We start from the raw sequence: 21,279 nt of genomic DNA, 5'->3' as shown, positions 1-21,279 counted from the left end.
TAGCTTTCTCAGGCAACATTCCGCGGCGCAGCGATTTTATTATCGCAGCAGATGCAGCGGCGATCGGTTCACTTTGAATATCGAGGACCTCAGATGAGACAACGTCGCATTGTGTTCAAACTGGCGCTCGCCGCCGCGGTAGGTGTCATTGCTGCGACATCCGGCGCGGGATTTTTCTCGCGCGCAGCAAATGCACAGGAGAACGTCGTTCGCGTTGGCTTCCAGAAATACGGCAAACTCGTCCTGCTCAAGAGCAAGGGAAGTCTGGAGCCGAAACTCAAGGCGCTCGGCTTCGGCGTGAAGTGGGTCGAGTTTCCGTCCGGCCCGCCATTGCTGGAAGCCATCAACGTCGGCGCGCTCGATTTTGGCAACACCGGCGAGGCGCCGCCGATCTTCGCGCAGGCAGCCGGCGCGCCGATCCGCTACGTCGCTTATGAGCCGCCAGCGCCGAAGGGCGAGGCCATTCTGGTGCCGAAGGACAGTCCGCTCAAATCCGTCGCGGATCTGAAGGGCAAGAAGGTCGCGCTCAACAAGGGATCGAACGTCCACTATCTCCTGGTAAAGGCACTGGAGAAGGCCGGCGTCAAATATGCAGACATCACGCCCGTTTTTCTCGCGCCCGCCGATGCGCGCGCGGCGTTCGAGCGCGGCGCGGTCGATGCCTGGGCGATCTGGGATCCGTTCCAGGCCGCAGCCGAGGCCCAGGCTGAGGCGAGAACGCTGAGCGACGGCACGGACACTGTGGCCAACCACCAGTTCTACTTCTCGTCCCAGAAATTCCAGGAGAGCAGTCCGCAGATCGTCGATGCCATCCTCGACGGTCTGCGCGAAGTCGACGAATGGGCCAAGACCGACATCAAGGCGGTCGCCGAACAGTTGAGTCCGTCGGTGGGGCTGCCGGTGCCGGTGCTCGAAGTGGCGCTGAAGCGACAGTCCTACGGCATCAAGCCGATCGATCCGCAGGTCATTGGCGATCAGCAAAAGCTCGCCGACACGTTTCTGACGCTCGGTCTGATCCCGAAGCCGATTGTCGTCTCTGACGCGGTCAAGAAGCCGGGCTCCTAGGTCGGAATCGACACAAACCAGCAAAGACGTCCACGGAGACATGATGGAACATTCGATCACCCGACGAAGGCTATTGCGCACAACGTTAGGGGCCGGCATGGCCGCCACCCTCGCGCCCTCCGCACTACGAGCGGCCACAACGCCCGACCTGTCCGGCGTTACCCTGCGCGTTGCTTATTACAAAGGCCTGCACAAGACCTTGCTGGAGACCGCCGGCCTGGCGACGACGCCCTACAAGATCGACTGGAAGGAATTCAATTCAGGTGTCCAGCACATCGAAGGCATCAATGTCGATGCCCTTGATTTCGGCTCCGGCAGCGAAACCTCGGCGGCCTTCGCAGCCAAATCCGGCGCGCGCGTCAAGTTCATCGCGGTCTATCGCGAGGACCTCAACAATCAGGGCACCTTCGTGCAGAAAGACAGCCAGATCCGCAAGATCACCGATCTGAAGGGAAAACGCGTCGGCTATGTGCGCGGCACGACCTCGCATTACTACCTTTACAAGCAACTCGCCGAAGCCGGGCTGTCGTTCAACGACATCCAGGCGGTCCATCTGGCGCCGACCGACGGCCTGTCCGCCTTCTCGCGCGGCGATCTCGATGCCTGGGCGATCTGGGGCTATAACGGGCAGTTGGCGCGCACCAAGTTCGGTGCCGGCACCCTGAAGACGGCGGTCGGATACCTGTCCGGCAACTTCCTGATCTCGGCCAATCCGAAAGCGATTGACGATCCCCTGCGGCACGCCGCGCTGGCCGATTTTCTGTTGCGGCTGAAGCATGCTTACGCCTGGAGCAATACCAACTACCCCACCTATGCCGCCGCGCAATCACGGGATACCGCAGTGCCGGTCGATGCGATCCTCGAACTCTTCAACAATCGCAACCAGGATTATTCCCTGATATCCACCAGCACCGAGGCGATCGGCAGCCATCAGGAGGTCGCGGACGTCTTCACCAAGACCGGCGTTTTCGACGCACCGGTCGACGTCAAACCGTATTGGGATCGCAGCTTCGACGGCGGGCTGGCCTGAACCAGGCCGCGCCCGGTGGGCGCGGCCTGACGCGGCGGCAGCATCATGCGACCTATGCGCGCCTGTGATCCAGGGAAGCAATATGCGCCTGCACAGCGCGCTGCGCCGCGGCGGGAGAACGAAAATCGCGGCCTTCCAGATCGTCGAATTCATAGGTCGCCGCAAAAAAGCGGTAATGCCTTCCATCATGGACGACAATGCCGGCAGCGTCCGAGCGAACCTCGATAACAAATGCCTTCGACATGGAATCTCCTTCGCCGGCCGGGCCGGCGCCTTGAATACTGAACTAAGTGAGTCGGATGGAATTCAGATAATGGATCGTCGACACAATCCGGTCACAGCCGAACGCCGGCAGCGAAACGCGCCTGCTAATTCGAACTCATACGGGCCGGTCAACCGCAACATCATCGAACTCTCCAAAGCGGCTGGATTAGTCATCCAACGGCGCGGAAAAATCATTGTCTTGCACTGATCAAGCCGATCAACGCGAGCTACTTCGGCGCAGCCACGTCACGAAGTCAACATGCCGGAAGTAAAATAGTACTTCTTTGCAAGGTGCCGTGCTGACAACAGACTGCCTGTGCACCATCCGCATGCCAAACGCATATTCTTCGCGCTGACGTCCAATCCTCAGCCCGTTCCAAGTTGTTTGAGTCGATGATCCCGGCGACACGTTTGCTCTGCGCAGGCGCTGATAACGCCCGCCGACTTCTCGCGCTACCGTTAGATATTCTTCGCGGTACAGGAGTTCTCTCTCGATGGACCCCGGCAGAATGATTGCCCCTTGGACACCGTCAATTTGGAATTCCGCATCATCCTGTGATTGCGTTCTAATGCCACCTGCGACCGCGCGCGATGCGAATGATTGCCATTGCATTCGCCGTCCGGCATCGACAGGAACCAACCATGAGCGCCGCCCCCCCAGTTCCAGACATCCTGTGGTTTTTGCCGACCAGCGGCGACGGACATTATCTCGGCACGACCGAAGGCAGCCGTGATGTTGATTTCGGCTATCTGCGCGAAATCGCGCTGGCGGCAGACCGGCTCGGCTATTTCGGCGTGCTGCTGCCGACCGGCCGCTCCTGCGAGGATTCCTGGGTGGTCGCTTCGTCGATCGCGCCGTGGACCGAGCGGCTGCGCTATCTCGTCGCCGTTCGGCCCGGCCTGCAATCGCCGAGCGTCGCGGCGCGGATGACTGCGACGCTTGACCGGCTGACCAATGGTCGCTTGCTGATCAATGTCGTGACCGGCGGCGACCCCATCGAGAACCGCGGCGACGGCATCTTTCTCGATCATGACGAGCGTTACGTCGTGACCCGCGAGTTTCTCAATGTGTATCGCGACCTGCTGGCCGGCAAGTCGGTCAACACCCGCGGCAAACACATCACGATCGAGGATGGCCGCATCCTCTATCCGCCGGTGCAGTCGCCGCATCCGCCGCTCTATTTCGGTGGCTCGTCCGACGCCGGCATCGATGTCGCGGTGGATACCGTCGACAAATATCTGACATGGGGCGAACCGCCGACGCAAGTCGCGGAAAAGGTAGCCCGAGTCAGGGCGGCGGCCGCCAGGCGCGGCCGCAAACTGTCCTTCGGCATCCGGCTGCACGTCATTGTTCGCGAAACCAATGAGGCCGCGTGGAAAGCCGCCGACAGCCTCATCCACCACCTCAACGACGAGACCATTGCATCCGCGCAAAAAATTCTCGGCCGCATGGATTCGGTCGGGCAGCAGCGCATGGCGCAGTTGCACCGCGGGCGACGCGACAAACTGGAGATCAGCCCGAACCTCTGGGCCGGTGTCGGGCTGGTGCGCGGCGGCGCCGGCACGGCCCTGGTCGGCGATCCCGCCACCGTCGCCGCACGGCTTCGCGAGTATCAGGACATCGGCATCGATACGTTCATCCTGTCCGGATACCCGCACCTCGAAGAGGCCTATCGCTTCGCCGAGCTGGTTTTCCCGCTGCTCTCGATCCGCCGGCATGGAAGCAAGACACCGCAGCGCGCCAACACCGGACCGTTTGGCGAGCCGCTCGCCGCGTCTCGTTCGGAGAGCGCATCCTGAAAGCCGCCATCCATCGGTGGACGGCAACAAATTAAGGGGAACGCGCATGACAAAAGAAATTCGCCTGAACGCCTTTGCCATGAATTGCGTCGCGCACCAGTCGCCGGGGCTGTGGACCCATCCGCAGGACCGAACCAGCGACTACAACAAATTGTCGTACTGGATCGATCTCGCCAAAACGCTGGAGCGTGGCCGATTCGATGCGCTGTTCCTGGCCGACGTGCTCGGCGTCTACGACGTGTTCGGCGCCAGCCCTGACGCGGCGCTGCGCAATGCGGCGCAGGTGCCGGTCAACGATCCCCTGCTGCTGGTCTCCGCGATGGCCGCCGTCACCGAACATCTCGGCTTCGGCGTGACGTGTACGCTGTCCTACAAGCCGCCCTACCCTTTCGCGCGCCGGATGTCGACGCTGGATCACCTTACCGAAGGACGGATCGGCTGGAACATCGTCACCGGCTATCTCGACAGCGCCGCCAAGGGCGCCGGAAAAAATCAGCAGAAAGCCCATGACGACCGCTACGACGTTGCGGAAGAGTACATGGAGGTTGTCTACAGACTGTGGGAGGGAAGCTGGCAGGACGACGCCGTGCTGCGCGACAGAGCACGCGGGATCTTCACGGATCCATCGAAGGTGCATCGGGTCCGGCACGACGGCGAGAATTACAAGGTCGATGCCATCCACCTCAGCGAGCCCTCGCCGCAGCGAACGCCGGTGCTGTTCCAGGCCGGCACGTCGCTGCGCGGAAAACTGTTCGCGGCCCAGCACGCCGAATGTGTCTTCATGTCCGGCCCCTCCGCCAAGGTGATCGCACCGCGCGTCGCGGCGATCCGCACGTTCGCCGTGGAAGCCGGCCGCGATCCGCGCGCTATCCTGATGTTCAGCATGATGACGGTGATCCTCGGCCACACCGAAGCGGAGGCCGCGGCCAAGCACGCCGACCTCAAACGCTACATCAACCACGAGGGCGCGCTGACGCTGATGTCCGGCTGGACCGGCGTCGATTTCTCGACCTACGACCTCGACCAGGAAGTGCGCCACGTCCACAACGAGGCCGGCCGCACGGCGATGGACAATATCACGCGCGCTGACCCCGACCGCACCTGGACCGTGCGCGAGGTCGCCGAGCATGTCGGCATCGGCGGCATCGGCCCGGTCATCGTCGGCACGCCGGAATCAGTCGCCGACGCGATCGAGACGTGGGTGGCGCAGACCGACGTGGACGGACTGAATCTCGCTTTCGCGATCTCGCCGGGGAGCTTCGAGGACATCGTCGATCTGCTGGTGCCTGAGCTGGTGCGGCGCGGCCTCTACAAGCAGACGTACGCACCTGGGACTTTTCGCGAAAAACTGTTCGGTCAAGGCGCGCGTCTCACGACGCCGCATCCGGCCAGCCTGTATCGCCACGACCCGCAGGTCGCCATCGCCGCGGAGTAACATTCGATCACAGCAGGACGGCATCCGGCATGACACCAGCGCTGATCATTCCTGGACTGAACGGCTCGCCAGAGGGCCACTGGCAGAGCTGGCTGCAGGAATCGCTGCCGCAGGCTCGCCGGGTCGAGCAGGACGATTGGGACACGCCGGATCTCGAGGCATGGCTGCTGCGTTTTGCCCTGGCGACCGTCGCCACCCCGGGCGCGATCATCGTTGCACACAGCCTCGGCTGTATCCTGACAGCCCATGCGGCGTCGCGATTTTCGGAACTGCCGATCCGCGCGGCTTTGCTGGTGGCGCCCGCCGATGTCGATTCACCTGCCCACACACCGGAACTGCTTCGAAGCTTCGCGCCGATACCGACGGCGCGCCTGCCGTTTCCCAGCATCGTCGTGGCAAGCGTCAACGATCCCTTCATGACGCTTGTGCACGCCCGGGACCTCGCGACCGCCTGGGGATCGGACTTCGTCAATGCGGGAACGGCCGGCCATATCAACATCGCGTCGGGGTACGGCCCGTGGCCGGCCGTACTTGACATGTTCGATGGGCTTACGACTGCAGCAGAGCGCGCATGGCCGCAGCCGTTCCGTCGTTCCGGCTAGCCGTGTCGGGCTTCGCGCCTCACCATGCCGGCAAATACGCGCCCTTGAACCGCGTCAGGATGAACTGCTTCACCGGCTCGGAGCGATACGCCTCGACCAGCTTCCTCACCCACGGCTTGTCCTTGTCCTCCTCGCGCACCGCAATGATGTTGACCCACGGGCTCTCCAGCGGCTCCTTGATCAGGCTGTCGCGCACGGGGTCGAGACCCGCCTGCACCGCATAATTGTTGTTCACCGCTGCTGCATCGACATCGCCGAGCGACCGCGCCAGTTGCGCGGCGTCAAGCTCGACGAACTTGAGCTTCTTCGGGTTCTCCGAGATGTCGGTGATGCCCGCCGTCACGTTGCCGGGGTCGCGGAGCTTGAGGATATTATTGGCGACCAGAATTTGCAGCGAACGTGCGCCGTTGGTCGGGTCGTTCGGGATCGCCACGGTGCCGCCCGACGGGACGTCGGCAAAACTCTTGTACTTTTTTGAGTAGAAGCCCATCGGCGACACCGTGGTATAAGCGACCTTGACCAGCTTCCAGCCGGTCTTGCCGATCTGGTTCTTCAGGTACGGCTCGTGCTGAAACGAATTGGCCTCCAGATCCTTGTTGGCCAGCGCCTGGTTCGGGAACACGTAATCTGTGAATTCGACGACCTTGATGTTCAGCCCGCGCTCGGCCGCGACCTTTCTTACGGCATCGAGCACCTCGGCGTGCGGACCTGCGGTGACGCCGACGCGAATGGTGGAGGGCTCCTGCGCGCAGGCCGGCGGCATGCTCGCGATCGCGGCGGTCAACAGCAGCGCCGCAACGGCGGCAGTTCGCAGTATAGACCTTCGGCTCCTATCTTTAACATTCATCATTCTGATTCCTCGCTTTTTAGAAGCCATGATCGTCCGTATCGCGCTCGCCGCAACGTCTTCCTGTTGGTTGGAGCTCAGGCCGCCTGATAGGCGGGCACCGGCAACGCCGTGATGGATTTGATTTTCTCCATCGCGAAGCGCGAGGTGACGTTCTTCAGCGCGACGGCGGCGATGAGCTGGCGATAGAACACGTCATAGCTCTGCATATCGGACACCACGACACGCAGCATGTAATCCACGTCGCCAGCCATGCGATAGAACTCCATCACCTCCGGCATCGCCCTGACCGCGAAAGCGAACTTCTTCAGCCATTCGTCGGAATGATCGTTGCTCTCCACCGAAACAAAAACCGTGATGCCAAGGCCAATCTTGTTCTGATCCACCAGCGCTACTTTTCCGGTGATGATGCCGTCCTGTTCCATGCGCTGGATACGCTTCCAGCACGGCGTCGAGGACAGCCCGACGCGCTCGCCGATGTCGGCCACGGAAAGTGACGCATTCTCCTGCAACACACGCAGGATCTTGCGATCGATGGCATCGATGCGGCGGGCGACTTCCAGAGGCGGCGTAATATCATCGGCCATAAGAGTGTTTCCTGAGTGATGTGCACTGCAATGTGGGTGAGAGATTTCGCGGACATTACGACCGACGGCGCTGCAGAAGTAATATTCCTGCATCACGATCATCCGCGCATGTTTTCACTACGAACGACGCCGCGCACGCCGCGATCGTATTGAACTGCGCCAGAGATAGTCGTTGTCTCTTCATCTCGGTGATGCAACGCGATAACTATTTGTGGCGCGATCTAAATGCGCGCACCGCCGAAACACAACGGGCTTCGGTTACCAATGCTGCTTACGACCGAAGTTTGAAATATCATTCGTTCTGCAACGTCATCGATGGATGAAAGCGACCGCTCCGCATTCTGAAACAAGACGATCCTACTGCTTCCAAAGCATCAGCCACACACCTGAACCACCGCGAACCGGGATACCGCCATGGCCACACGAAAGTTACACCTCAACGTCAACCTGCTTCATTCGGGCGTCTATGCATCGGCGTGGCGGCGGCCGGAGAGCGATCCCCATGCGGGGTTTGATGTCGGCCACTACGTCAACGTCGCCAGGGTCGCGGAGCGCGGCAAATTCGACGCCATCTTTCTCGCCGATACGCCGGCGATCACCGACCGCGTTGACTACCGCCCGATCCAGTCGCTGGAGCCGACCATCGTACTGGCAAGTGTGGCAGCGGCGACCACCCATATCGGGCTGATCGCGACGGCATCCACGACCTATAACGAGCCGTACAACATCGCGCGGCGCTTTGCGACGCTGGACCACGCCAGCGGCGGACGCAGCGGTTGGAACGCGGTGACCACCGCGGACGCTGCGGCCGGCCGCAACTTCGGCCTGCCCGCCGTACTCGAGCACAGGGCGCGCTACGACCGCGCCAAGGAATTCGTCGAGGTCGTCCACAAGCTATGGGATAGCTGGGAGGACGACGCCTTTGTCGGCGACAAGGCGAGCGCGCGCTTCGTCGATACCGGCAAGGTGCATGCGATCAACCATCGCGGCCAGTATTATTCGGTCGATGGCCCGCTCAACGTGCCGCGCTCGCCGCAGGGGCGTCCCGTCACCGTGCAGGCAGGCGGCTCCGGCGACGGCCGCGATCTCGCGGCCGCGCAGGCCGACGCCGTGTTCACGCTGGCGCAGTCGGTCGAGGAAGGCGTGGCCTATGCGCGCGACCTGCGCGCCCGCGCCGTCGCCTATGGCCGCGCGTCGGACTCCATCGTGATCCTGCCGGGACTGGCGACGGTGATCGGCAGCACCGAGGCGGAAGCGAAGCGGCGACAGGACGAACTGTGGGAGCTTGTGCCGATCGAATACAGCCTGGCGCGCCTCGCCGGCACGCTGCACGTCTCGCCTGACAGGCTCGAACTCGACAAGCCCCTGCCCGACCTGCCGCTGCCGGCCAACGCCAACCAGACGATGTTTCTCGGCACCGTCGCGCTGGCGCGCAAGGACAACCTGACGGTTCGGCAATTGCTGAAGGCGCTCGGCGGCGGGGTCGGCCACCGCTTTATCATCGGCACGCCTGAGGCGATCGCCGATGATATCGAGACCTGGTTCAGAGCCGGCGCCGCCGACGGCTTCAACCTGATGCCCGACGTGCTGCCGACCGGGCTTGAGGTCTTTGTCGACGAAGTGGTGCCGCTGCTGCAGAGGCGCGGTATTTTCCGCAGCGAGTACGAAGGCCGCACGTTGCGCGACCATTTCGGCCTCGAGCGCCCGCCGAGCCGTTACGCGAAGCGCGCCGGCGCCGCTATTCCTGCCTGAAGGAGATTTGTTATGACCCTGTCGTCGCCCACCCGCGTCCCGCCAAACATGTTCTGGTTCATTCCCACCCACGGCGACGGCGCCTACTTTGGCTCCAGCCGACAGCAGCGCCCGCCGGACTTTCGCTACTTCAAGGAGGTTGCCACCGCCGTTGACCGACTCGGCTATGGCGGCGTTCTGCTGCCGACTGGTCAGCACTGCGAGGATTCCTGGATCGTCGCCACGGGTCTCGCCGCGGTGACCGAGCAATTGAAGTACCTCGTGGCGCTGCGCCCCGGCGTGACCTCCCCCGCTTTCGCCGCCCGGCAGACCGCGGCGCTGGATCGCCTCAGCGACGGCCGCCTGCTGCTCAATGTGGTGGTCGGCGGCGACGCCGTCGAACTCGCCGGCGACGGAATTTTTCTGCCGCATGACGAGCGTTACAGACAGGCAGCAGAATTTCTCGAAATCTGGCGGCGCATGCTCGCTGGCGAGACGGTCGATTTCGACGGGCGCTATTACAAGGTCGACGGCGCACGGCTGGACTTTGCATCGGTGCAGCAGCCACGTCCGCCGCTGTATTTCGGCGGATCGTCCGATGCCGGTCAGGATCTCGCCGCCGACCAGGTCGATATGTATCTCACCTGGGGAGAGCCGCCAGCCGATGTCGCGCAAAAGATCGAGGCCGTGCGCAAGAAATCGGCCGCGCGTGGGCGAAAGATGCGGTTCGGACTGCGCATCCACATCATTGTCCGCGAAACCGAGGACGAAGCCTGGGCTGCCGCCAATCGCCTGATCAGCGAAGTCTCCGACGCCGCGATCGAAGCTGCGCAAAAACGCTTTGCGGTGATGGATTCGGTTGGCCAGCAGCGCCAGGCCGCACTGCACGGCGGCCGGCGCGACCGGCTGGTGATCGGCCCCAATCTGTGGGCCGGCGTCGGCCTGGTCCGCAAGGGTGCTGGTACCGCTTTGGTCGGCGATCCCAAATCGGTCGCGGCGCGGTTGCGTGAATATCAGGACCTCGGCGTCGATACTTTTATTTGCTCCGGCTATCCGCATCTCGAGGAAGCCTATCGCGTCGCCGAGCTCGTCTTCCCCGAACTCGGCATCGAGCCGACCCGGCTGCGCGCCCGCACCAACATCATCGGCGAATTCTCGACGAGGTATGCGGCAACGTCGTGAAGTCAGGCCGGCGCCATGTGCGCCGGCCTGACTTCACGCCATCCTAGTTGGCGTGAAACACCAGCGTGCGCAGCTCGATGCTTTCGCGCGGCCGCGCGTCTTGTGGCGCGGTGGGATCGATAAAGGCGGTGTGCGGGGCGAAGCGCGCCACGCCCTGCTTCTTCGAGTCGAAGCACTTCAGCAGCAGGATTTCATCCGGCACCATGTCGGGCACGTAGTACCATTGATGCGCGGGATTGAACTTGACGGAATAGGTCTCGCCTACGCGATGCGGATAGACCAGATCGGATCCGATCAACTCATCGGGGCGGACCGTGCGGGCATCGCACACCGCCAGCGGCGAATCCTTCAACGGCCCGCGTATCGGCCGCCACAGGTTGATGATCTGCACGCGGCCTTTCAGCAATTCTTCGGCCTCGTTCGGGATCAGATCGCGCACCCGCTGCAATCCCGATTTTTCGGTGTGATCGACATGCACGCGCGCCACCGGCTGCCGCGGCCCGCCCTCCCGGTCGGCCACGCCATCGACGCGCTTGCGCACAGTGTGATCGAACACGAACACCCGGTCGGCGCCGGTGATCTCCTTCAGGAGACGCTCGGCCTCCGGATAATAGACACTCTTGACGTTGTCATCGTCGTAGAAATCCGCGACGGCGCTGTGCTGCCGCACCAGCGCAAATCCGTGTTCATCGATGGTGAAGCGATCGCTGCCCGGCCGCGCATCGTGGATCGGCACGGCATGCGGCTCCGGCACGACATTGGAGCGCGGTTCGCCGGCCGGCGGCTCGAACGTATAGGTGCGGGGCCGGCCGTTCGTCGGCGCCAGATAATTCACGTCGGCGGTCACGAATGAGGATGTCGTGATTTTCCCGTTCTGCAATCCCATGACTCTCTCCCGGTTGCGGAGGACTGCTCTGTTGATGACGTCCGGGCAGACTCCACCCTCAAATCTGGCCTCGGTAAACGCGGACGCCAACGGCGCCATGAAAATAAGAGAATGATTTCGTGCGGCCAGCGTGTCGGGATAACTTCATTTTAGGATTGACGAAAAACTCAGGCATTTCTTTTCGTGAGTCGAACGCCGCCGTTTTGGGCGACGGTTTCGTCTTGCTTTTGGCGCGCTGAAAGAACAATTGGCGCATCATCTGCCGAAATTTGGAATTCCAAAACACATCGGGCAGGCGGTTAATGCTGGTCGTTCAGGAGTTCACGCTTGATGTCACATCCCCCCGTTCTTGCCGTTACCATTGCCGGCGTTCTTGCTGTCGCGACGATTGCCGGAACCTATCATTCTGCGCAAGCACCGAGGCCCGCCGTCGGCGAGGCTGACGTGACCTTGGTAACGCCGGCTGTTCAACTCAGCCGCGCACTGCAGCTGCTACGCGCCGATATCGAAAGCGACGGCATCGCGCCCGCGATGTGAGCGACCGCGACGACCGGGATGCGAGAAAATGTATCCAGCGAAAATGACGGCCCTGGTATTCGGACATGCGACCTTCCTCGCGCTGTTCGTCTGTTTCTTTCAATGAGGAAAGCCGCCCCCGCCTAGCGCGATGAAACCGTTCGGGTGGCCAACTCTCCCTTCACGCGTGGAAACACCTCCTCTGCGAAGCGCTGCATCTCGGCCTGTAGCGGCTGAAACTGCAGCATGAACAGCTCGATCCCGGCCGCATGGAATTCGCGGATGCGGGCGGCGACGGTGTCATAGCTTCCGACCAGCCCCGCCGCGGTGCCGCCATTGCTGCCGACCCGCGGCGACTTCTGCATGGTCTGCATCATCACCACCTTCGGATCGGTGTTGGCGCGCTGAATCGCCTTGATCGGTGCATCCAGCTTGGCGAGGTCAAGCAGCCGCTGATGTGCATGCTCGGCCTCAGCGTCGGTGTCGCGCGCGATAACGAAGGCAGACAGGCCGAAGCGCAGGGGCACGCCGGCGCGTGGCCGCGACGCCACGTCCGCGATCAGGGCCGCGACATCGGCGAGCGGCTGGCCGTTGATGAACCATACGTCGCCATGATCAGCCACCAGATCGCGCGCCGGCTCCGACTCGCCGCCGACATAGATCGCCGGGCGTACGCGGTACAGATCTGTCGGTCGCAGCGCATAATCGCGGATGTCGAAGTTTTCACCCTTGTGCGTCAGGCGCTCGCCGGCCGTTAGCCTAGCTACGATCGATATCCATTCTTTGCCATAGGCGTAGCGGTCGTCATGCTCGGCGAAGCCGATGCCGGCCTTTTCCAGTTCGGGCTTGTTCCAGGCGTTGACGAGGTTCAGCGCGAAGCGTCCGCGGCTGATGTTCTCGATCTGCAGCGCCATCTTGGCCAGCACCACCGGATGAAACAAATAGGGTTTTATGGCCGCGATAATCTCGATCCGGCTCGTCAGCGCGGCCAGCGCCGCCGCGGAACTCCAGGTTTCCAGCTGATCGAGATCCTCCTGATGCGGATTGATCGTGTGCTGTGCGATCAGCGTGGAGTCGAAGCCGAGCGCCTCCGCCTGCAACACGACATCGCGGTTATGCTCCCACGACGCATTGTAAGGCTCCTCGGGATCCTGATGCGCCGCGCGCGGTCCGTGAACCGGGGCCCACACGCCAAATCGAATCGGTGCCATGCTCATGCTTGCCCTCACGCCTGCAATGGTTCGGCCCATAAACGCACGGCGCGAAGTTAATGCAAGCCGCGAAAGCCACGGCGCGCGCGATCAAGATGGTTCACTCAAAAGGATGAGAATGATTTTTCACACTCGGCTACCCGTCGAATGAAATCTTCTTCGGCCGGCGCTGCCCGTACGCATTGCAGGAAATTGTGAAGGCTTGTTTTCTACGTCTCACGCCAGCAGAGCATCACTGGCCTCCAGACGAAGGCGTTGGCGCAGCAAACCGACTTATTATCAGGGGGAGAATGTTTTCACCGCAGAATCTCCGGACGCCGCTGGCTTGCGCGTCATATCATCAATTGAGTTCGCGGACATCACCGCGACGAACGGGATCAATGCGGTGAGCAACATCGACTACGTCATCCAGCAGGAATATGTGGCAGCCGCGCGCGTCGCGCCGACGCCACGCATTGCTGTTGCACGCAAGCCCAGTCTTCTGCTGCTGTCCTGGATCGCGCCCATCATCCTCGTCATTGTCTGGGAAACGCTGGCGCGGGCGGGATGGCTGTCGCCGCAGGTATTGCCCGCGCCTTCCAAGGTACTGCTGACCGCGTGGAAACTGACCCTGTCGGGTTCGCTGCTCAACGACCTAGGCGTCAGCATGCTGCGCGCCGCGGCGGGCTTTGCGATCGGCGGCAGCATCGGCTTCGCGCTCGGCACCATCGTCGGCTTCTCGCGCATCGCCGAGGCGCTGATCGACCGCAGCGTGCAGATGGTCCGCGCGATTCCGTTTCTGGCATTGGTGCCGCTGGTGATCGTCTGGTTCGGTGTCGGCGAGGCGCAAAAGATCTTCCTGGTCTCGCTCGGCGTGGCCTTCCCGATCTACATCAACACCACGCTCGGCATCCGCCAGATCGATCCCAAGCTCGTCGAACTCGGCCGCGTGCAGGGCCTCGACACCTGGCAACTGATCCGCCGCATCATCCTGCCCGGCGCGCTGCCGTCGATCCTCACCGGCGTGCGCTATTCGCTGGCCACCGCGTGGCTGGCGCTGGTGGTCGCCGAAACTATCGGCGCGCAATCCGGCCTCGGCTTCCTCGCGATGGACGCGCGCGAATTCCTGCGCACCGACGTGATCGTGCTGACCATCGTGATCTACGCCCTGATCGGCGTCGCCGCCGATTCGATGGCCCGGCTGCTGGAGCGCCGGCTGCTGGCCTGGCATCCGAACTACGCCAGAGGTGCGCGATGACATTTGCAACGGCAAGCGATCCGGCGGTCATCGTCACCGGGCTGACAAAGGCCTATGGCGATCGCGTCGTCATCGACAGGCTGAACCTGCGTATCGAGCGCGGCGAGTTCGTGGCCCTGCTCGGCGAGAGCGGTTGCGGCAAGACGACGTTGCTGCGCGCGCTGGCCGGGCTCGATCCGGTGCAGAGCGGGCGTATCAATGCGCCCGGGCGTCCGGCGGTCGTATTCCAGGAACATCGGCTGCTGCCGTGGGACACGCTGTGGCAGAACGTGTCGCTCGGCCTGTCCGGTCCCGCCGTGCGCGAGCGCGCCACTGCGGCGCTGGTCGAGGTCGGTCTCGGCGACCGGCTCGACGACTGGCCGCGCAACCTGTCGGGCGGACAGGCGCAGCGCGTCGCTCTGGCGCGGGCGCTGGTGCAGGAGCCGCAACTGCTGCTGCTCGACGAACCCTTCGCCGCGCTCGATGCGCTGACGCGTATCCGCATGCACGTGCTGGTCAAGGAGCTGGTGGCGCGGCACCGGCCCGGCGTACTGCTCGTCACCCATGACGTCGACGAAGCGATCGCGTTGGCGGATCGCATCCTTGTGATGCGCGACGGCGCGATTGCGTCGGAGCACCGCGCGCTCCGCGGACTTCCCGCCGCCTCGCGCGGGCAATTGCTGCACGAACTCGGCGTTGTCACCAAGCTTCAGGTTGCCTGAATCTCACTCCGTATTCTCACAGGAACACAATTCATGTCGAACCGCTTTCTCACGCCGTCGCGCCGTCAACTGCTGCAGACTTCGCTGCTCGGCGTCGGCGCCATGACTGGTCTCAGCCTCGCGGCCACCGTCCCGGCCGACGCGCAGGCAACCGGCCGCAAAACCGACACTGTGCGCCTGACCTGGGGCTATTTCGGCCTGACGCTGATCGCCAAGGAACGCGAACAGTTCGAGAAGATCCTGGCCAAGGACAACATCAAGGTGGAATGGCTCGGGCCGTTCCCGAACCATGCGCCGACCCTTCAGGCGGTCACCGGCGGCAGCGCCGATTACGGCTTCGGCGGCAGCACCACCCCTGCACTCGCGGCGATCATCGCCGGCTCGCCGCTGGTGTTCGCGCAATTCGCGCTCTACGAGCCGCGCACCACGGCAATCATCGCCAGGGACGATTCCGGCATCAACAAGGTCGAGGATCTTGTCGGCAAGTCGGTCGCAGTCAACCGCTCCGGACTCGGCGAATTCCTGCTGATCGCCGCACTCGAGAAACACAAGGTCGACCGCTCCAAGGTCAAGTTCGTCTACCTCAACCCGCCGGACGCAGCACCTGCGCTGGCCGCGGGCAAGGTGGATGCGTGGTCGATGTGGAGCCCGAGCGTCGATATCGCGCGGATCGACTACAAGGCCCACGATATCTTCAACGAAGGCCGCGATCTCCCCTTCCAGATCGATTATTCCTCCTACGTCACCTCGCGAAAATTCGCGACGGACAACCCGGCCATCGTGCGCGCCATCGCCGCCGCCTACGAGGCCGAGGTGCAGTGGGTCAATACCAACATCGTCGAGGCCGAGACGCTGGTGCAGAAAGTCGCCAAATACAGCGACCAGGTCCGCGACCAGTTCATCGAACGCAAGCGCACCTACAAGCTCCTCCCCGTCACCGACAAGAAGTTCGTCGCGGAGCTGCAGACCGCCGCCGACTGGCTGACGGAACGCAAGGTGCTGCCAGAAAAGATCACGGTCGCCGATCATCTCGCGAACATCTGACGCGGCCCTCGATCGCATCGCCACCCAAAGCACGCAAGGCAGCCTCCATGAACAAGCCCGCTCCCAGCCACGCCTTCAGCTTCGCGCAGCCCTTGACCGCCAACTCGCCGGACCTGCAGGCTTTGTTTGACCACATCGCGCAAGGCGAGTTGGAGCGCGAACGCGACCGGGTGCTGCCTTACGAGCAGATCGACCTGATCCGCCGTTCCCGGCTGGGCGCGCTGCGGATTCCGCAGGCCGATGGCGGCGGCGGCGCGACGGTCCGCGAACTGCTCGCCGTCATTATCAGGCTGGCAAACGGCAGACGCCAATGTCGCCCATATCCTGCGCAACCATTTCAGCGTGGTCGAGCGTCTGGCGCTGACGCCGCAGGACGCGCAAAGCCGCCAGTGGCGCGACGAGATCGTGCACGGCAACCTCATCGGACTGGCGAGCACCGAGCTCGGCACCGCGAAGGTCGGCGATGTCACGCTGGCCACCGTCATCACAGAGGACGGCGACGGATACCGGCTCGACGGCACGAAATACTACAGCACCGGCTCGCTTTTCTCGGATTCCATGCTGGTCCGCGTCTCGCATCCCGCCGACGGCCGGTTTGCCGCCACCATCATCCCGGTGAAGCGCGAGGGCGTCGAACTGGTCGATGACTGGGACGGCTCGGGTCAGCGCCTGACCGGCAGCGGCACCACGCATTTCCGCAATGTCCGCGTCGAAAAAGCCGAAGTGATCTTTGACACGCCGAATATCGGCTACGGCGCGGCCTATGCCAACACGTTTGCGCAGTTGTTTCTCACTGCGATCAATGCCGGTATCGCCGCCGCCACCCTGCGCGATGCTACGGCGCTGGTGCGGCGGCGTGCGCGCAGCTTCTATTACGCGCCGACCGAAAAGCCCGCCGACGATCCGATCCTGCAGCAAACCATCGGCCTGATCTCCAGCAACGCCTTTGTCGCGGAAGCCGCGGTGCTTGCCGCCGCCGAGGCGCTGGATGTCTCCGGCGCCGCATGGCACGTGGACCCGACGGATACGAAGCCGGCGCTGGACGCAGCGCTAGCCGCCGCCAAAGCCAAGATCGTCGTCGATGAACTCGCGATCCGCAGTGGCAGCCTGCTGTTCGATGCCGGCGGCGCGTCTGCCACCAAGAGGTCCGACAATCTCGACCGCCACTGGCGCAACGCGCGTACGCTGTCGTCGCACAATCCGGTGACGTACAAGGCGCAGGCGATCGGCGTCTACGAGGTCAACGGCACGCCGCTGCCGGCCAAGGGCTTTTTCTGAGTTAAGATCATCGACGTTGCCGCAAGATCGGTTGGTCGATCCAGCATTCTCCCGTCTGGTCCGTAGAACAGCCGCCAAGCATGATCGAAGCAAACAGCGAGAGGCTATCGCGGAGGGCGGGGCGTCACGATATGCCAACTCATCGCCGGGACAGCGGATGACGGCCCGCGGTCCATGTATTTCTCGACAAATATTCGTCAGGCTTTCTTCTGCCACGCCGCGTCGCGGTCTTTGGTCCAGGCCGAGGTGACGCCGTCATCGGCGACGCGATCGACCGGAAGGTGCGGCAGAACCAGTTCGGCAAACCGATACGCCTCTTCCAGCAACGGCATGCCCGAGACGATCAGCACCTCGATGCCGGCGTCGCGATAATCCTGAATGCGAGCGACGACCTGCTCGGCGCTGCCGATCAGCGCGGTGCCTGGACCGTGCCGGACCAGACCTATCCCGGCCCAGAGATTCGGCTCGATCTCCAGTTCGCGCAGATCCTTCGGCTTGCGACCGCCATGCAGTGCCGACATCCGCTGCTGGCCGACGGAGTCGATATTGGCGACATAGGCCTGCGCGCCGGCGATCGCGGCCTCATCCATGTGGTCGTACAGATCCTGCGCGGCGGCCCACGCCTCGGCTTCGGTCTCGCGCACAATGACGTAAAGCCGGATGCCGAAGCTGATCTTGTCGGCCCGGCCGTGACGCGCCGCAAGGTGCTTCACCTCCTTGATCTTGGTCTCGGCCTGCGACGGCGTTTCGCCCCACGACAGATAGGTGTCTATGTGCTTGGCCGCGACTTCATGCGCGGCAGGCGAGGAGCCGCCGAACCACAGCGGCACGTGGCGTTGGTACGGCGGCAGCGACAGCCCGGCATCGACTACATGAATGTGTTCGCCATTGAAGTTCACCGTTTCGCCGCGCAGCAGGCCGCTCAGCACCGTGAGATACTCATCCGTGTAGGCGTAGCGCTCGTCATGGCTGAGATGGACGCCGTTCTGCGCCATCAGCTTGGCGTCGCCATTGACGATGTTGACGCGCAGCCGCCCTTTCGAGAACTGGTCGAAGGTCGTGATCATCTTGGCCAGCAAAGTCGGCGACAGCAGCGGCGGATGGGCGGCAACCAGATGCTGGAAGTTCTCAGTAAAGGGAATCAATGAGGCGCCCTGCACCCAGGCGTCATGCGCGCCGGTGGCCAGCAGCGCGCCGGTGAATCCGAGATGATCGACCGCCCGCGCCAATTGCTGAAAATAGGGATAGCTGAGTTTGCGCGCGCCGTCCGGGCGCCAGGGGTAGCGGCCGTCGGGGCCGGTCAGGTACCAAAGAACTTCCATCGTGAAACCTCGTTGATTGCAGGACGTGTCAGGCGGTCGCGAAGTGGCTGATGTCGACGGTGTCGGTGACATCGATCTGGCGCGGAATCAGGCCGAACCGGGTGAAGATGTCGGCGTGGCGCTGCTGTTCGTGCAGGAACGCATCATCCGGAGCCACGACGCCCCACGGGCGCGATGTCAGCGCCGGCAGCCACTGCGCGGCGGTGTTGCCGTTCAGCCCGTCGAGCAGGGCTGCGGCCTCCTGCGGATTGGCCGCGACAGCGCGGTCGGATTCGATCAGCGCATCGAGCAACCATCGCACCGGCCCGGCGCGGTCCTCTACCAGTTCGCTCAATCCCCAATAGACCGAGCGATTGGAGAAGATCGTGCCCGGCGACGCCAGCACACGGGTTTTCACGCGGCTGGCGATTTGCGCATACAGCGGATCGGTGGCCACGATGGCGTCGAGCAGGCCATCGATGAACGCATCCTTTGCCGTCGCGGGCAGGATTTCCGCGGCGCGGACGTCGCGCCATGCGAGGCCGGCGGCGTCGAGTTCGGTGGCGAGAAACTGCGTGTGCCAGGAGATCGGCATCAGGCCGATGCCTTTGCCCACAAGGCCCTTCAGATCGTGAATGCCGCTGTCGGCGCGCACCAAGAGGCCACCCCGCTCCGGCCGCGAGCCGGACATGCCGAACACCGCCGCCGAAAGCCCTTCGGCCTTGGCCAGGATCGGCGGTGTGGCGCCGGTTCCGGCCAGATGCAGCACGCCGGCCTTGATCAACGGGATGGTCTGCGACCCCGCGGCATAGACGAAGAACTGCAGCCCCTTCTCGCGCAACGATGCGACGGCCTGCGGCCGCCGCGCCAGAATCGACAGCGACAGGTTTTGCGGGTGGGCCCCGACGACATAGGTCATGGCATTACTCGTGATGATGAAGGGAAATGGGGCCGCTACAGCCGCTCGTCAGGCGGCGCGATCTCGGTGACGAGATCGCGGATCAGGGCCTTCTTCGGCAGCGGCGCCAGCACCGTCTCACCTTCCTTGAGGCGTACCGTGCAGGCGTAGTCGATCTTGCCGTCGATCTGCATCATGCATTCCTTGCAGGCATTGGCATTGATGCAGGCGAAGCGAAACACCAGCGACGGATCGGTGCCGCGGCGGATCGCGCGCAGCCCATCCAGCACCGACTGGCCGTGCTCGAAATCGACGTCGAACGTCTCCTGCCGCGGCGTCTCGCCGAATGCACCGCGCTGGATGCGGAGGGTGGCTTTCATAATGCGGCCTTTCCGGTCGTGGGGGCGACCTTACGCAGATGGATCGCGCCGTCCGAGAGATCCACGATCTGGTTGACGCACCACGCTTCATCGTCGAGGCTGAGATGATCGTCGCGCTGATGCGCGCCGCGACTCTCGGTACGCGCCAGCGCCGGCACGGCAACGGACTGCGCGACCAGAAGTGCATTGCGCAGGTCCAACCAGCCCACCAGCACGGAGTCAAAGGCAGCTTCGGAGGATACCGGCGTATCGCCGATATCCTGTTTGAGTTGTTCGATCGAAGCGATCGCCGCGCGCAGTTTCCCGTCGGTGCGGAACGGGCCGACATCGTCGGCCATCACCGCCTGCAACTGCACCACCACCGCCGCCGGATTCGGCGCGTCGCGCTTCGCAGCACTGCGCAGCAGATCGAGTGCCGGGCGGGCCGCCTCTTCCGACCACTGCAACGAAACCGTGGCCGCGCGCTGCGCGGCATTGCGGCCGGCGCGGGCGCCGAACACGAAGGCTTCGGTGATGGCATTGCCGGACAGCCGGTTGGCGCCGTTGGCGCCGCCGACCGCCTCGCCGCAGGCATAAAGGCCGGGCACGCGCGTCTGCAGCGTTTCATCGACGCGGATGCCGCCCATGTGATAGTGCGCCATCGGCGCGACTTCGACCGGCTGCTTCGCGAGATCGATGCCGTTGCCGGCGAGCCGGTCCACCACCGAACCGAAAGCGGCGCGGATCTCGGCCGCGGGGACATGCTGGAAGCTGAGAAAGGCGCCACCCGCCGGGCTGCCGCGGCCGGCTTCCACTTCCTTGGTGATGGCGTAGGTCGCCAGGTCGCGCGTCAGCACGTATTTGCCGTCGCTGCGGGTGTCGCGCGTGGCGTAGTCTTCCTCGAACTCGCGCATCTCGGAATTCAGCAACTTGCCGCCGAGCTTGTAGCGGAACGGATCCCACATGATCGGATCCATGCCGACCAAGCGAGGCGCGAGATGACCGATCGGAAAGAACTGCACGAACTCCATGTCGATCAGTTCGGCGCCGGCGCGCAGCGCGAGCGCGTAGCCGTCGCCGCCCATGTTCGCGGACGCGCTGTTGCGGCGATAGAGCCGCGTCAGGCCGCCGGTCGCGACGATCGTCGCCTTGGCGGCGATGGTGACGGTGGCGCCGGTCGAAATATGCCACGCCACGGCGCCGGTGATTTCGCCGCCGTCGCGCACGAGATCGACAATCACGAGGTCGCCGGCCTTGCGGATGCCTTTGCGGCGCGTGACCGCGCCGCGCAGCGTTTTCGACACC

21 protein-coding genes are annotated in these 21,279 nt (G+C 63.5%); 12 read left to right on the top strand and 9 right to left on the bottom strand.

The features are described from left to right. The first annotated feature begins 93 nt into the window (after positions 1–93). Together JWQ24_RS10030 and JWQ24_RS10025 are read left to right on the top strand one after the other, a co-directional pair. Positions 94–1,065: a sulfonate ABC transporter substrate-binding protein gene (locus JWQ24_RS10030; RefSeq protein WP_299807178.1), complete on the top strand. Its 972-nt coding sequence runs from the start codon at positions 94–96 to the stop codon at positions 1,063–1,065. A 97-nt stretch (positions 1,066–1,162) separates the two neighbouring features. After that, positions 1,163–2,095, top strand: coding sequence for an ABC transporter substrate-binding protein (locus JWQ24_RS10025; protein WP_299807176.1), 933 nt, complete (start codon positions 1,163–1,165; stop codon positions 2,093–2,095). A 52-nt stretch (positions 2,096–2,147) separates the two neighbouring features. Here the strand turns inward: JWQ24_RS10025 and JWQ24_RS10020 are convergent, their stop codons facing one another. Then, positions 2,148–2,339, bottom strand: coding sequence for a hypothetical protein (locus tag JWQ24_RS10020; protein ID WP_299807174.1), 192 nt, complete (start codon positions 2,337–2,339; stop codon positions 2,148–2,150). 662 nt (positions 2,340–3,001) lie between these two features. Between JWQ24_RS10020 and ssuD (JWQ24_RS10015) the strand changes: the two genes are divergently transcribed. Genes ssuD (JWQ24_RS10015) through JWQ24_RS10005 form a run of 3 tightly spaced genes read left to right on the top strand, consistent with a single transcriptional unit; the run spans position 3,002 to position 6,196 of the window. Further along, positions 3,002–4,159: an FMNH2-dependent alkanesulfonate monooxygenase gene (gene ssuD, locus JWQ24_RS10015; RefSeq protein ID WP_299807172.1), complete on the top strand. Its 1,158-nt coding sequence runs from the start codon at positions 3,002–3,004 to the stop codon at positions 4,157–4,159. A 46-nt stretch (positions 4,160–4,205) separates the two neighbouring features. Then, the gene (locus JWQ24_RS10010) at positions 4,206–5,594 is read left to right on the top strand and encodes an LLM class flavin-dependent oxidoreductase (protein WP_299807170.1); all 1,389 of its coding nucleotides are present in this window, start codon (positions 4,206–4,208) and stop codon (positions 5,592–5,594) included. A 29-nt stretch (positions 5,595–5,623) separates the two neighbouring features. Next, positions 5,624–6,196 (top strand): alpha/beta hydrolase, encoded by a 573-nt coding sequence (locus JWQ24_RS10005; protein ID WP_299807168.1) that lies wholly within the window; start codon positions 5,624–5,626, stop codon positions 6,194–6,196. Between the two features lie 19 nt (positions 6,197–6,215). On the opposite strand, the gene JWQ24_RS10000 is transcribed toward JWQ24_RS10005, so the two are convergent. Continuing rightward, complete coding sequence (locus tag JWQ24_RS10000) at positions 6,216–6,959, bottom strand: MetQ/NlpA family ABC transporter substrate-binding protein (protein WP_299807280.1); 744 nt, start codon at positions 6,957–6,959, stop codon at positions 6,216–6,218. A gap of 161 nt (positions 6,960–7,120) precedes the next feature. Beyond that, positions 7,121–7,630, bottom strand: coding sequence for an Lrp/AsnC family transcriptional regulator (locus JWQ24_RS09995; RefSeq protein WP_299807166.1), 510 nt, complete (start codon positions 7,628–7,630; stop codon positions 7,121–7,123). A 414-nt stretch (positions 7,631–8,044) separates the two neighbouring features. Between JWQ24_RS09995 and JWQ24_RS09990 the strand changes: the two genes are divergently transcribed. Both JWQ24_RS09990 and ssuD (JWQ24_RS09985) read left to right on the top strand, forming a co-directional pair. Next, a complete protein-coding gene (locus JWQ24_RS09990) occupies positions 8,045–9,382 on the top strand; it encodes an LLM class flavin-dependent oxidoreductase (protein ID WP_299807164.1) in 1,338 nt (445 codons plus the stop codon). A gap of 12 nt (positions 9,383–9,394) precedes the next feature. Further along, complete coding sequence (gene ssuD / locus JWQ24_RS09985) at positions 9,395–10,543, top strand: FMNH2-dependent alkanesulfonate monooxygenase (RefSeq protein WP_299807162.1); 1,149 nt, start codon at positions 9,395–9,397, stop codon at positions 10,541–10,543. 43 nt (positions 10,544–10,586) lie between these two features. On the opposite strand, the gene JWQ24_RS09980 is transcribed toward ssuD (JWQ24_RS09985), so the two are convergent. Continuing rightward, a complete protein-coding gene (locus tag JWQ24_RS09980; protein WP_299807160.1) occupies positions 10,587–11,429 on the bottom strand; it encodes a CmcJ/NvfI family oxidoreductase in 843 nt (280 codons plus the stop codon). 330 nt (positions 11,430–11,759) lie between these two features. Between JWQ24_RS09980 and JWQ24_RS09975 the strand changes: the two genes are divergently transcribed. Beyond that, the gene (locus JWQ24_RS09975) at positions 11,760–11,966 is read left to right on the top strand and encodes a hypothetical protein (RefSeq protein ID WP_299807158.1); all 207 of its coding nucleotides are present in this window, start codon (positions 11,760–11,762) and stop codon (positions 11,964–11,966) included. 122 nt (positions 11,967–12,088) lie between these two features. Here the strand turns inward: JWQ24_RS09975 and JWQ24_RS09970 are convergent, their stop codons facing one another. Beyond that, on the bottom strand, positions 12,089–13,162 hold the full coding sequence (locus JWQ24_RS09970; RefSeq protein ID WP_299807156.1) for an LLM class flavin-dependent oxidoreductase: 1,074 nt from the start codon (positions 13,160–13,162) through the stop codon (positions 12,089–12,091). A gap of 448 nt (positions 13,163–13,610) precedes the next feature. On the opposite strand from JWQ24_RS09970, the gene JWQ24_RS09965 reads away from it, so the two are divergent. The 4 genes from JWQ24_RS09965 (at position 13,611) to JWQ24_RS09950 (ending at position 17,416) form a co-directional block, all read left to right on the top strand. Further along, the gene (locus tag JWQ24_RS09965; protein ID WP_299807278.1) at positions 13,611–14,393 is read left to right on the top strand and encodes an ABC transporter permease subunit; all 783 of its coding nucleotides are present in this window, start codon (positions 13,611–13,613) and stop codon (positions 14,391–14,393) included. Further along, a complete protein-coding gene (locus tag JWQ24_RS09960; RefSeq protein ID WP_299807154.1) occupies positions 14,390–15,094 on the top strand; it encodes an ABC transporter ATP-binding protein in 705 nt (234 codons plus the stop codon). The genes JWQ24_RS09965 and JWQ24_RS09960 overlap by 4 nt, the downstream gene beginning before the upstream one ends. Before the next feature lie 33 nt (positions 15,095–15,127). Then, on the top strand, positions 15,128–16,138 hold the full coding sequence (locus JWQ24_RS09955) for an NrtA/SsuA/CpmA family ABC transporter substrate-binding protein (protein WP_299807153.1): 1,011 nt from the start codon (positions 15,128–15,130) through the stop codon (positions 16,136–16,138). A gap of 240 nt (positions 16,139–16,378) precedes the next feature. Next, the gene (locus JWQ24_RS09950) at positions 16,379–17,416 is read left to right on the top strand and encodes an acyl-CoA dehydrogenase family protein (protein WP_299807151.1); all 1,038 of its coding nucleotides are present in this window, start codon (positions 16,379–16,381) and stop codon (positions 17,414–17,416) included. Positions 17,417–17,613: 197 nt separating this feature from the next. On the opposite strand, the gene JWQ24_RS09945 is transcribed toward JWQ24_RS09950, so the two are convergent. The 4 genes from JWQ24_RS09945 to JWQ24_RS09930 all read right to left on the bottom strand — a co-directional run. After that, positions 17,614–18,738, bottom strand: a complete 1,125-nt coding sequence (locus JWQ24_RS09945) for an LLM class flavin-dependent oxidoreductase (protein WP_299807149.1) — start codon at positions 18,736–18,738, stop codon at positions 17,614–17,616. A 28-nt stretch (positions 18,739–18,766) separates the two neighbouring features. After that, positions 18,767–19,636: an ABC transporter substrate-binding protein gene (locus tag JWQ24_RS09940; protein ID WP_299807147.1), complete on the bottom strand. Its 870-nt coding sequence runs from the start codon at positions 19,634–19,636 to the stop codon at positions 18,767–18,769. Positions 19,637–19,671: 35 nt separating this feature from the next. After that, a complete protein-coding gene (locus tag JWQ24_RS09935) occupies positions 19,672–19,995 on the bottom strand; it encodes a 2Fe-2S iron-sulfur cluster-binding protein (protein WP_299807145.1) in 324 nt (107 codons plus the stop codon). Beyond that, positions 19,992–21,279: FAD-binding protein (locus tag JWQ24_RS09930; RefSeq protein ID WP_299807143.1), on the bottom strand; the 1,288-nt coding region annotated here is incomplete at its 5' end. The genes JWQ24_RS09935 and JWQ24_RS09930, both read right to left, overlap by 4 nt.

It is taken from the genome of Tardiphaga sp. (assembly GCF_028290495.1).
Lineage (GTDB): Bacteria > Pseudomonadota > Alphaproteobacteria > Rhizobiales > Xanthobacteraceae > Tardiphaga.
This window is presented reverse-complemented; position numbering and strand designations above follow the sequence as displayed.